The sequence below is a fragment of the Sphingobacterium sp. BIGb0116 genome, from assembly GCF_024808035.1.
Lineage (GTDB): Bacteria > Bacteroidota > Bacteroidia > Sphingobacteriales > Sphingobacteriaceae > Sphingobacterium > Sphingobacterium paramultivorum.
In genome coordinates, this window is sequence record NZ_JANUDT010000001.1 from 705,141 (window position 1) to 718,248 (window position 13,108).

Annotated in this window: 7 protein-coding genes; all 7 read right to left on the reverse strand. The window is 41.0% G+C overall.

Going from position 1 to position 13,108, the window contains the following annotated elements; translation table 11 throughout:
* Positions 1 to 114 precede the first annotated feature (114 nt).
* Positions 115 to 2,412 (reverse strand): M60 family metallopeptidase, encoded by a 2,298-nt coding sequence (locus tag M2419_RS03180; protein WP_259254214.1) that lies wholly within the window; start codon positions 2,410 to 2,412, stop codon positions 115 to 117.
* 71 nt (positions 2,413 to 2,483) lie between these two features.
* The gene (locus M2419_RS03185; RefSeq protein ID WP_153847135.1) at positions 2,484 to 3,344 is read right to left on the reverse strand and encodes a discoidin domain-containing protein; all 861 of its coding nucleotides are present in this window, start codon (positions 3,342 to 3,344) and stop codon (positions 2,484 to 2,486) included.
* A 30-nt stretch (positions 3,345 to 3,374) separates the two neighbouring features.
* Positions 3,375 to 5,159 (reverse strand): RagB/SusD family nutrient uptake outer membrane protein, encoded by a 1,785-nt coding sequence (locus M2419_RS03190; RefSeq protein WP_259254215.1) that lies wholly within the window; start codon positions 5,157 to 5,159, stop codon positions 3,375 to 3,377.
* 22 nt (positions 5,160 to 5,181) lie between these two features.
* Positions 5,182 to 8,640 carry a TonB-dependent receptor gene (locus M2419_RS03195; protein WP_227550262.1) on the reverse strand — a complete coding sequence of 1,153 codons (3,459 nt, stop codon included), beginning with the start codon at positions 8,638 to 8,640 and terminating at the stop codon, positions 5,182 to 5,184.
* A 138-nt stretch (positions 8,641 to 8,778) separates the two neighbouring features.
* A complete protein-coding gene (locus tag M2419_RS03200) occupies positions 8,779 to 9,879 on the reverse strand; it encodes a FecR family protein (protein WP_153847137.1) in 1,101 nt (366 codons plus the stop codon).
* Positions 9,880 to 9,949: 70 nt separating this feature from the next.
* The gene (locus M2419_RS03205; RefSeq protein WP_153847138.1) at positions 9,950 to 10,528 is read right to left on the reverse strand and encodes an RNA polymerase sigma factor; all 579 of its coding nucleotides are present in this window, start codon (positions 10,526 to 10,528) and stop codon (positions 9,950 to 9,952) included.
* Positions 10,529 to 10,653: 125 nt separating this feature from the next.
* Positions 10,654 to 13,083 (reverse strand): hypothetical protein, encoded by a 2,430-nt coding sequence (locus tag M2419_RS03210; protein WP_200845561.1) that lies wholly within the window; start codon positions 13,081 to 13,083, stop codon positions 10,654 to 10,656.
* Positions 13,084 to 13,108 lie beyond the last annotated feature (25 nt).

Sequence of the window (13,108 nt, forward strand, 5' to 3'; positions counted from 1 at the left end):
AATCTATTCAATGAGCTTATAATGCCCGTTTTATACGTTATTTGTCTGTTTAAACTTCCCACTAGAACAACAAGTCTAGTGAGAAAATTCGTTTTTATTGCAGCTATTTAAGTCTTAGCGTTGTCCATACACCAATGTACGTTGTCCGTCCCATGCTACTGCTTCAATGCGCGTTGCACCAGTAGGATAGTGCACCAAAGTCGTACTTCGGTCTTCAGAATCTGTCCCCACCATAGCAACTTTGATCAGTTCTGGCCCTTGATAGGTTTCAAAAACCGTTACATTCTTCCATACGTTATGGCTAATTTTCCCAGTCCCTTTCACCGGGTCGACCGAAACGCCCTGATTATAGCTACCAGCTACAGGCAAACGTTTTTGAAAAGCATCCAAGCTATTGGCAGTCATATAATAAATAATGGGACTTGCCGGTTTCTTATAGCGCTTTGCATATTGTTTCAATTGATCACAGTCCGCTTGCGAGATGGTTAATTGTGCTCGAGCATAGTCATCCATATCCTTATCGATCGGTTTTAACATCCCAACCTTCACAAAAAAGTCACTGAGGTCCTCTTTAACGATATTGCAGACATTCTTCATAAAATTAAGCTGCAATTGCCCATCACTCATCCCGGATTCATTTGTATTTCGAACAATTTCAGCGATATCAGCATACCAGTCGGGCTTACGCCAAGGTGTACCTTCTGCCACACGGTAGTAGAGCAACAATTGCCAGAGTGGGCAAAGTTTCACAAAATGATCGCCGCCGTTTTCATATCCTTCCATCTTATCCTGGCCACGCTGACAAAGCCATTGTTCCCCTTTAACAACACCATAATTCAAAAAGGAATTAAAACGACCTCCCAATACATTATTATTATCACCATCATTAACGCGTTCATGCTCCAGAGGCATGTTATTCGGTGTAAAATGATAGCGTACCAAAGCAGAATAAATATTGTTGGTAACCTCTGTGGTGCTTACCCATTTCAATCCTGGCCGTATTTGATTAACGTGCCCCAGCTCATGTGCAATGGCCCAGGATCCACCTGTTTTTGCCTTCTCAGGATTTGCTAATTCATTCATAAAATCACGGGCAAATCCAGCGCCCCAACCGTCTGCAAACAACCCCGATTCAACAGTTCTCGCAAACATGTGGTTTTTAGGAATTCTATTGTACTTGGTCAGTCCCATAATATCATATTCCATTTTGGTTATTTCGTCATAGACATTGATCAGTTCAAGTCCATCCGTACAATACTGTTTTAGTTCAGCCGTTGTATATGCCAAATTAATGTAATTTCCTTTGATATCGAAAAATCCTGAAATTGATGCATTTAGCAACCTATTCCAATCTGCAGCAGTATGCTTTGTTTTATCAAAATAACCATTCACCTTCGCACTTGGAATATGAATTTTAACGGATTGAACACTTTTATAGTTATCTGTAAAAAAATTGATATACCCCAATCCGCTGTTGGTTAGTTTAATCTTATTCAATCCGCTTTGTAAAGGATAATACCCGTCTCTATTGCCATTAAAATCATGTACACGAAGAGAGATAGGTTCACCTTTCGTATCATCGACCAGGATCACAGCATCCGATTCTGAGGAAAAGTAAATTCCTGTTGGATTTTCAAATGGATTGTAACCACTGGTTTTCAATGCCCGCGCTGTCGTTTCAATGGTCGGATAAGCCTGATATTCCTGAACACGAAATTCCCTTGGATACTTATCATGCAGCATGCTCTGCGCTATGGTTCTAAAGAAAGGATTCTGCATCGAATTAACCTGCTCGGCTGTTACACCATTCTTTAATTCAGTACAGATTTTGTCAGCAAAAATATTGGCAAGTTCTTGCAGATCCTCACCTTTTCTATAGAATTCCATTTCGGAGCAGCTGACAAAATTATTTTTGCCAGACTTAACCACAAACTTAAATGCGACAACATCTTTCAGTTGTTTCTTAAATACGATTGTAGAAAGCTTATTTTCCTCTTTAAAATCATACTCGGCTATTTTTTGATACACGGTGCTACCATTTGGAAGATACCAGAGTTCAAACTGGCCAAACAGACCGTTATCCCCGCTGGGTCTGGGTTTGTAGACCAAATAATCTACATTTTGTGCCTCAGCGAATTGGTAAGTTAAGTGCACAGGAAATTTTGTATTATTCCATGGCGAATGGTAGATCGTTGACTGATCGCCATCAAACGAGTTCTCTATACCCTCTCCAGGTTGTCCTGCAGATGCTGTCCCTTTAACCACCTTTAACTGTGTATCGCCCGCAATACCATCTGGATTTCCAGGATCGTAATTTGATGGAACAAGGTCTTCCGTTAACGATAATTTACTCTTGCACTGCAACATAACAGTAGACAATAATAAAAGTAAGAGTACTATCTTTTTGTTCATACTATCCAAAATTTAAAGTTTACAGTTATCATTGGGCACTCTAATCTTAACTAAAGTGCCCAACTATAAATTTACTTGCTTTCGGGGTCCTCTATTACAAACCATGCTTTATACAGCTCGATTTCAGCCATATTAAACCAAGTATTACCACCTCTACCACGAACTGCATTATAGCGGATTTTGGTAAAGGTCTTACCCTCCTTGGAAAAGATAGGCGATTCAAATTTGGCCCCACTTGCACTTGGCAATTTATCGGGAAGGACGCGTCCAAGCTCAACCCATTCTTTTCCATCATTGCTTCCGGTTATGGATACCTCGTCCGCATTTCCCCCACTTCCCCCATTACGATTCCAGGAAATATACTTGACCCCTTCAACGGGTTCCTTGAGATTAAATTGAATCCATTGCGGGAAAGGAATGTCCTCATGCCAATTGGTATGATAGAATGTTTTGAGGTTTCCATCAATAAGATTCGCCAATTTCCCCTCTTCCGGATCAGAAGCATTGGCCGAAAGATCACCGACTTCAAGCTCAATTTTTTCGGAATATTCTGTTACAACTGGAGGTTTTCGCAATGCCGTGCAACTGACTTGAAGTTCACTTGAGTTAATCATACCTCCGTCGGCCACAGTATTTAATGCAAAAGCATATTCACCATCTTTTGCCAATAGGTTTTCAATAAGTAGGGAGTCTGCGAAATGGCTTACATTTGTTTTTATTAGTTTCCCTGTTTTTGGTGATTTATAGCTAATGGTTACGTATAGAAAATTTCCATCCTGAGGATTTTCCCAGCGCAACATGATACTGCCAACTCGAGCTTCTGCCTTAAGGTTTTTTGCATCCGAAGGAAGAGCTACCTCTCTTTTTTTACTACAAGAAGCCAATGTTAACAGCATCAATACTGATAATGTTATCGTATGTATCGTTTTCATTTGTTGATCGTTATTTATTACACTATCTACCTAGTATCCTGGATTTTGAACAAGCTTCGGATTGATATTCATTTCCTTATCTTGTATGGGCAGAAGGTAGTTTTTAGGTCCAACGAACTTCCATGCCAATTCAATTTCCGTTTCTTTAAAAAAGGCTTCATCTGTAGCTCCGTTTAGATTCATGCCCTTCGGATTCTTACCCATATATTGTTCTGCAACTTTCCAACGTTTAATATCCCAGCCAAACTGCCCCTCCATAAACAATTCGATACTTCTTTCTTGATGGACGATTTGACGGAGCTTATCCCTAGTCAGGGTTGCAACATTCGCCCAGGACTCATCCACCGTTGGAACCCCCGCTCTTTTACGGATTTTATTTAAATATTCCTTTCCAATATCAAGTTTATTGCTCTCAATAGCTGCTTCAGCAAGGTTTAGATAGAGTTCGCCAAGACGAATCAAAGGCCATGGATAATTTGTAAATCCATTTCTGGTATCATAAGAAAGTCCAACTCCTTTTTTGATCAGATAACCAGACATACTATAATTGCGCGAACGATTTCCTTTGCCGTGCGGATCTTCATTTCTATATTTAGTCACGATTCTTTTCTCGCCATCGCGTGACATTTCATACCAACCGTTATGGAAAGAAATCCATGAATAGAATCGAGGTTCACGTTTCAAATGCAAATTGGCCGTTGCTCTTCCATCATAAAGCCCTGTTGAATAATATTGTTTCGTCGTAAAATATTGTGGATCCTCATCAATTGGTAGCCCATTCTCCGAATAAAACATTTTCACTGAAGCCAATGTTGGTGCGAGATTATTCCATGATGCGCCATCATCTGTCGGATGACGTGGCGTCGCATTGTTCTGATAATCATAAAAACCCTCGGCCCGGGTATCGGCCCAGATCATCTCATTTGAATTACGGTCGATAAAGGTCATCCGTAAGCTCCATTGTGTTGCGTCTGAAGGATAATGAAATTCTTCTGTAGGCGTTCCTTTGTAAAGCGTATAACCATTCTTCTCGGCATAATTAACCGCATCCAGACAAGCAGCGTACGCTCTTTCCCATTTGGCAGGATCTTTTTTCAGATTCATCAATGATTCATTGCTTTCGGGATCCTTAAGGTTATTGCCATAAAATTCCTCGTTTCCGTTGAAAAGTGGAGATGCAGCATACAGTAGTAAGCGGCCTTTCAATGCTTTAGCCGCCGTTTTTGTTGCACGCCCATAGTAAGTCGTGGCCTGCTTTTCCAAGAGATCATTAAACGCTTCATCATAAAGAGCGGCAATCCAATTAACGCATTCATCAAAAGAGCTACGCTTCGGATACTCACCTTCACGAATGTCCAACGCATATTCATTTTTGGCCAAAATAATAGGGCCGTATGCTTTCAATAGGATAAAGTGATAATAGGCAATCAAAAATTTCGCCTCAGCTTTATAGATTACTTTAAGCTCTTCATCCATATGAGCGACTTTGTCCACATTATTGATCAGTGTATAACAGCGTCTTATCCCACCGTACATTCTGCTCCAAAAAGTAAAATTCCCTAAATTTGAAGCAGAATACGTCCCCAAGAGATATTCTAGGTCGTTGGTTGTGGCAATCTCCGAAGTCTGATAGATATTGGCCCCCTGCCGCTCTTTTGGCATAAAGGAATAACAGGAATATAAGTAACGCTCGGCAGCATTTTTATCTTTAAATGCATCTTCCTCAGTCGGACGTTCATCGGGCACAACATCCAAATAATTACAACCCGAAAAACCCAAGACCAATAGCAACAATAGTATAATTTTATAGTTCATTTCAATCAAAATTTAAAAGGTATCATTTATTAAAATTCACCTGTATGCCCACATTGGCTACGCGCTGTGTTGGATACCCCAACCCATTACCTCCACCCTGCTCCGGATCCCAATATTTAAATTTGGAAAACGTTAATAGATTCGATCCACGAAGGTAGATGCGGAACATCCGGTGGTTGTATCCGATCTCGGCATTTTTTAGCTTGATAAAAGCTCCATCACGCAACCAGTAAGTAGAGGCTACCGTATTGTTGCGGTTATCCATCTTGCTTAAACGTGGATATTTCGCATAAATATTGGGATTAGCTCCTTCACTCCAGTAATCATCAGCAATAAACTGTAACACATTTCTCGTACCGTCCGTACCGAAGGGATGGAATCCGCTCATCACGATAGAAGCGTTCGCAACTCCTTGAAAGAAAAAGGAAAAATCAAATTTCTTATACCGGAAAGACGGGCCAAAACCGTAGACAATCTCTGGAATTTCTGGGCTTCCTACATATTGACGGTCATTCGCATCGATCACATTATCAAATGCGCCATTGACATCAGCCACATTATGGTATTTGATATCCCCACCACGAATGAATCCGCCGATATTCTGCGTTGGACTATTTTTAACTTCCGTGTCATCAATAAATAGGCGGTCGGCAAGGTATAATAATGGTGTCGAAGTGGAATGGCCTACGCGCGATAAATTAGGGTATTTGGCAAACGACGGCTCATCATATTCAAGAATTACGTTTTTGGCATAGGTGAACGTACCTTTGATGCTGGCCGAAAAATCACTTGAAATCTGCTTTGCATAGTCAATCGAAAGATCAAATCCCTTGTTTTTGACACGCCCCAAGTTACCATATACCTTTGTGGTCAGATCTATCCATTTATCTTTGGGACTAATTCCCACAAATTCTGGAATACTCCGTCTTTCCATAAAGATATTTCGACGAATTTCTCGGAAAAAGTCCACCGTAACGTTGAGGCTATTTTTGATACTTAAATCCATCCCTAAATTGATCTTTTCACCTATTTCCCATGTGATATTGGGATTTGCAAAACGGAAATATTTAGGTCCATTTTTAGTGATATTCTGGTCTCTTCCTGTTGTATACCCCAGGTCTCCATTTTCCAAAGCAATATCGGATAGGTACAAATAACGATCACCGCTGATCTGATCATTCCCAACCAAGCCCCAAGATCCTCTAATTTTCAAATTGGTCACTGTCTCCGCCCATCGCTTGAAATAATCTTCCTTGCTAATGACATACCCCAGTCCGACCGATGGAAAAAACCCAAAACGGTGACCTTTGGCAAAATTCTCCGTTCCATTATAACCAAAGTTTACTTCGCCTAAGTATTTACTATCGTAACCATAAGTTATCCTTCCCGCAATTCCCTGCTTACGTTTTGGTAGGGATTGAATAAGACCCGAAGGACTATTTACATTGTACTCTTCTTGATTATAGAGAAGCATACCCGTCACATTGTGGTAGGTGCCAAAAGTACGATCATAGTTCAACATACCTTGGATATAGATTTGGCGATCTCCTGTTGAACTATTGTCTGTATTCAAAGTGGTGACCTGCTCGGCCCCTACGCGACGTAATTCATACTGAGTAATAGCTGACCGATCAGGATTCCAGGTATATTTAGCAAGTTCAAATTGATTGTATCCTCCGGAACGTGACGTATTTGTCGAGCTCCAGTTTTTGAACGAAAATAATGCACTAGCAGAAAGTCCTTCCGTAAAAAAGTTAAGCTTCTGATTCAGTTCAACCTGTCCGGTCACTGTACTTTGAAAATTGTCGCTGTATCCACGTACCATTTCCGCATAAGGGTTACGGTAGCCATTATTATATGCACCACCACTTTTCCCACCCCATTTGATGTAACTATATTCGGGATCGCTGGGATAGCGAATTGGAAAATCAACGGGGTTGGCTTCCATGACTAAACCAAATACATCACTTGCCCCCATGTGCGGGCCATGATAATCACGTAGTTGCGCATTCAATTTGACGGTAGCTTTCGTCGTTGGTGTCAGATAAACATTGATATTGTTCTGTAGGACATAACGGCTTATTTTAAGATTATTATCATAGGAAAAGTCCTTCACATCCCGCAACATTCCTGTCTCCCTATTATAGGATACGTTGCTAAAATAGTCCATTTTCTTACCGCCACCGCGCACGCTGAAATTTACGTTTTGATTTATTGCTCCTTTTCTAAATAATTCTTCATACCAGTTGACATCGGGAAAAACATATGGATCTATTTTCCGTGCTGTACCATCAATTTTATCTTCTGGGTATAAAATTTCGCCGGTCTTTCGTGTTGTAACGGCCTCATTAAACATTTCCATGTATTTGACTCCATTCACAAATTGGGGTACCGTCGTCGGGGAGGTAAACGATGTCTCAAATCGACCATTGATAATTGGCTTATCAAGATCCCGACCTGATTTGGTGGTTACGATCATCACCCCATTAGCCCCACGAGTTCCATATAATGCGGTAGCCGTTGCATCCTTTAAAATGGAGAAACTTTCAATTACTTCCGGATCTAATACGTTTAAATCTGTCGCAGATGCCTGTACACCATCGATAACGATTAATGGCGAGGTCATTCCACTAAAGGTCGAGATTCCCCTGATCCAAAAATCCGCACCATCCGCGCCCGGCTCACCAGAACGTTGCACAGCGACAACACCAGCCAATCGTCCGGCAAATCCCGTAGAAAGATTTGAACTCGGAACGCGCAGATCATCTACTTTGACTGTTTGCACAGCACCGACAATACTCGCTTTCTTCTGCGTTCCGTAACCAACAACGACAACTTCGCCGAGGTCCCCGACCTTTTCATTAAGCGTAATGAGATAATTATTGTTTTTTCCTACCGTCAATATGTATTGTGCATAACCGATAAGGTCAAACTGAATTTGGTCCCCCTCCTTAGCCTGAATTTCAAATTCCCCTTTTCCATTTGTAGCCGTGGCAGAACCATTACGTACTTTAACCGTAACTCCGATGAGTTTATTACCCTTTGTATCGATAACATTCCCCGTTACTTTCCGCTGCTGCTCTTCCCGCTTTTCGATCATGGGGTGAACAGGGATGATATGATCACCTTTTTCAACAATGACCCGAGTTCCGCGAATGACGTAACGTAAACCATTTGCAGCCAACACCCGCTCTAACGCCTGCTCCAGTGAGGCATTCTCTAACTGAACAGCGACCCGTTCGTTCGGCTTAAGGTCTTTTTCTAAATACAAAAAATGATAGCCCGACTGTTTGCTGATCTTGGCAATAATTTCTTTCAAGGTAGATGTCTTTGAATTAATGCTGATCCGTTGCCCAAACACATTGGCATTCACCTGACTACTCATTAAAAGAATAATAAGAAAGGTAAATTTGGTCATAATGAAATACTTGATTAGGGCATAATCATACCAATAGAAATATGCCGTATATTTTTTATACATTTGATTTAGATTTAAATAGTAATTAATTGGTATTTAATGCATTTAGATCGATGCTTAGGCATTCCGACCAGAAGTGCTTCCAACACTTCTGGTTTACCTGATTTTGATCGATCTGAGGTCTAGGGTTTAGTTTTTATGTCAATTGATAACCTGTACCTCCTTCCCGTTTATTTTGAACTTAACACCGCTCAGTATTGTCAGATCTTTCAAAAAATCATTTAGAGGAACATTGTTAGGGAATGTCCCACCTATCTTCTTGTTCCTAACTGGCGAATTTGATACCACAGATATATTGTACCAGCGAGATACTGTCTTCATCACATCGACAAGGTCCATGTTATCAAATACGAAATATCCTTCTTTCCAAGCCAGCAAATTGTCCGTATCAAATGCTTGCGATCTTACTTCTTTTCCTTTAGTATCAGCTATGACTTCAAGCCCAGGAGCCAATTTATATGCATTATGATCCATATAAAAAGTCACGACTCCTTCCATCAGGGAGGTTTTTACCAGATGTTCTTCAGCAAAAGCCTGCACATTGAATTTTGTTCCTGTAACTTTAACTTCCGTACCAGCCGCAATCACACGAAATGGGTGCTTTTTATCCGAAGTAACTTCAAAGTATCCCTCTCCATCCAAGGCCACTGTCCTTGCTGTTTGCTTTGTAAATGTCGTTGGGAACTTAAAGGTTGTTCCAGCGTTCAACCATACTTTTGTGCCATCTTCGAGGGTTAAGTCAAACTGCTTTTGACTTGGCACTTTAATAATTACACTATCTTCTGCAACCGAGGCTGTACTATTTTGTAACGCTAATTTTTCTTTTACATCCGCAAAAGAAGCCGATGCCCCCAGTTGTAATTGCTTGCCATTGGGGCCAATCAGTAAAACCTCATCACTGACGTAGTGTTTTGCTTGGGCAATAGGATAATAGGTTATCGACCGAATTTGGCTTAAATACAGGTAAAAGAAAACAAAGAAACACACCAAAGCCGCCGCGATAGCTGCTGCAAAACGGATACTCATCCATCTTATTTTAGTTTTTTTGGCAACCTGCACTTCAATCCCCGCTTTGATTCGGTCTTTCATTGCTTCCCGATAGACATTATCCTTCCAGTCCCAGGAATCTCCAGCAGGATATTTTAAGATCAAGTGTTCCAGCTTTTTTATTTCTTTCACAGACAGACGCTCTGAAGCGTAGTCGGATAGAACTTTTTTAAGTTGTTCATCTTTACTCATCATCTCTTTTCTCAGATTTTTTAGGTCTATATAGAAAAGAGCCTTAAGTGGCGGTTAGGTAGTAGAAAAAAAATTAAAAAAGTAAATCGGTAAGCAAGATTGCCAAAAGTAGCGGTTGGTACTCCTTATCCACCTTAAGACGAATAAGCTTCAAAGCATTACTAATCTGCTTCTTAACTGTTTTATCCGATATATTTAATTTTTTTGCAATTTCCGAATAAGTCATCTCAGCATGGCGGCTCAGAATGAAAATCTCCTTCATTTTATGAGGCAACTTATCAATTTCCTTCTCGATCAGATCATCCAGTTCCTTAAACACAATCCATTCTTCAATTAAGGAAGATGCTTCTTTGTATTGGTTTGCGTAAAAGTCACGATAATTATCGCTGACAAGTTTTCGTCTGAGCTTTTTGAATGCTAAGTTCCTGCCCATGATAAAAAGAAAAGATTTGACCGATTTTATTTCGGGAATCTTTTCTTTCATTTCCAGCAGATCTAAAAATGTTTGTTGCACCACATCAGCCGCTTCATCTTCATCCAAAAGAATGCGCATCATCTGTTTGAATAGGCTCTCCCAATACTCCTCATAGAGTACCGCGACATCAAATTCAACAGTTGATTCGGCTTTGTCAAGGATGGTAGATCGGCGCATACTGCGAATGAAATTTTTATTGGTTACAGCACAATCTTAACAAACAAAATTTTCATTTCAAAATCAATTTTCATATTCCTTATTTAAAACTCCTCAATACTCCAACCTTATTTCCACTCAACGCCCTACTTCCGTACTAAATTCAATGGTTCTCCTGTCATGCGAGTATTGTACCTTACAATGACCTCTGGTTTTTCCTCGCCGTGTGTATCACAAGAAAATGCTACTGCGGAACCACCTTTTGGCAGCATGGCCGTCCCCTGTACAGTCAGATCAGCAATAAAACCATAATTCTTGTCTGTCAATAGTGCTTTTCCTTTATGATCCAATAGGATATACTGGTCCTTTTCTAATTTCCCTAAGATTTTAACAATCCCTTTATCGGTTTTAAAAGATGGGTTTTCGATGATACCGTCACCTTCTACTTTTATCCGTAGGGCAAATGAACTCTCTTCCGGAGACTCCCAAGACCAGTCTGCTCCCCCTGGTTGTCCCGGCTGCATCGAAGATAGATCACAATGGAACCGTTTAGAGACATATAAAGGATACAACATGAATTTGGTCTCATCCATCTTCTCCAAATGCCATTCGGTCTTTGGATCCTTCAACCTGAGCTTTTGTTCGGCCGTAAATACATCGGTAAGCCGCAATTGATCCCAATTTTTCATACTTTCCAGGAGCTGATCGATCTGTCCATGCTGCTGTAAAGTCTTCATATCGATACTCATGGCATATCCTGAGTCAAAACCTGCAGATTCGGAAAGTGCCCATTCAAGATCTTCAAGAGAAGTAGCCTCAAATTTACGATCTGCCAAACGCACCAAAAACCAGCCCAGCATGCGCGGAAACAGATTCCGCTGAAAGTAAGCCTGATTCTTGATCCGATTTTCGACCTGCCCTGCACGCATTTCTTCGCCCCAAGGCTCTCCCCAGTTCATCCGGGTATGGATATGCCATAGGTAATGATCGAGACGACTAGCATCATTGATGAGACCAGTTTTATTTTCAAGACCCTGATAGAAATCAGAAACAAATTTACCCGTTGCATAGTAATCCTGTCCGGTATACATACAGCCTTCAAGACCATCAAATGAAATCTGCTTCACTCCCGTTTTATTAAAAATGGCCGCTAATCTCTTAGCGTACTCATCCTGAAGCGTTACATCTGGGAATAAGGTCTTATAGGGATAGTCCCACAATTTATAAACGACTTTTTCTACCCCGTGGCTTGCCTTATGGGTACCAAAAGCACCCCGTACACAATTTGTCAATACCCATTGTTCGCCTTTCTTTTCGGCCTTAGCATAGGTAATCAGTTCATCTTCGATCTGGAGTGTATTGAGTGTCAAAGGCAGCGAAAATAACTCGCTATGTTGAACTATAATCTGCTGTTGGCTATCATCCAGTGCAGTCGTAAGCTTTAATTCGCCCTGTTTAAGCAAATGCTTGCTGGGGACTGGTGTCACATAAGGATCGTTTGTTGTCGTAAAATTAGAAAGTGTATGTATACCGATATTGATTCCTTTCTGTGCCGCCCTATCGACTAACTTCTTCATACCCGCATCGGATTCTGTGCTCAATTCTTTGCGCCATTCAAAATGCCCCCAGTTCAGGAAGGGATCGGGATGGTAGAGATTTTTAAATCCCGCACGTTTTGTTTTTTCCAGTGCAAAATCCAGATTGGCCGCAGAGAAATTGGTGATCAGATAGGAGCCCATAGCGTTACGAGATACCTTAGCCCATTCTCCTGCCATCATTGGATGGGGTAAGCCCTGCTCCACTTCAACTTTTCCTATCCGTGACAATATCTGACTTCTCTTATCTCCGAAAAGTGCCACTTTGGCTCCTACAATTAATCCATCGGGACCTTCAACAGGCAAGGTCATCATATTGTTCAATCCTTTCACCTGTTGCAATTCCCTCTCACTCCGGTTTTTGGCAGACAACTGAAATACAGCTCCGTTCCCAGCATCTACTGCTGCAAAATGATCAAAGGAAATACTGGCCACCGAAAGATTACTGTTCTGTCCTTCGTAGCCAAATTTTGTACTGTAGGCCCCAACACAATCTTCTGGAATACCTGCTACAGTTTTAACATGTAATGACTGCATACCGAATGCGAGATCCTCCCCTTGAGCTACACCGACCACTTCACCCACCACTTCATGAAGCTTGATCTTAACCGGCCCAAATACCAACAATTTATAGGCAGGTGACACCTTTACGACCTCATATGTTATTGCTTCCTTTTGTTGGCCCACCTTCAGTTCCACAGATTGCCCATCTTCCATAGTGAGCGAAAAGCGATCACCATTAACCTTTAGTGCTTTCGGTTGTATAATTTTTTTGTCTTTATAGACCGATACGATCGGGTATTTACCCACCTCCAAAAGCTCTTTACCATCTACCTTAATGGAGGTATAAAATCCCTGTTGGTCAAAATGTACCTGTGTCAGAGTTGTTTTTACTTCTTGCGCCAAGACAGAATTACCAAATCCAGCAATCAATAGGCCAGCGATCAGTGTACTTTTTTTTATCGTAACTAATTTATTCATTTGTAAATAACCATTCATAGTGTTT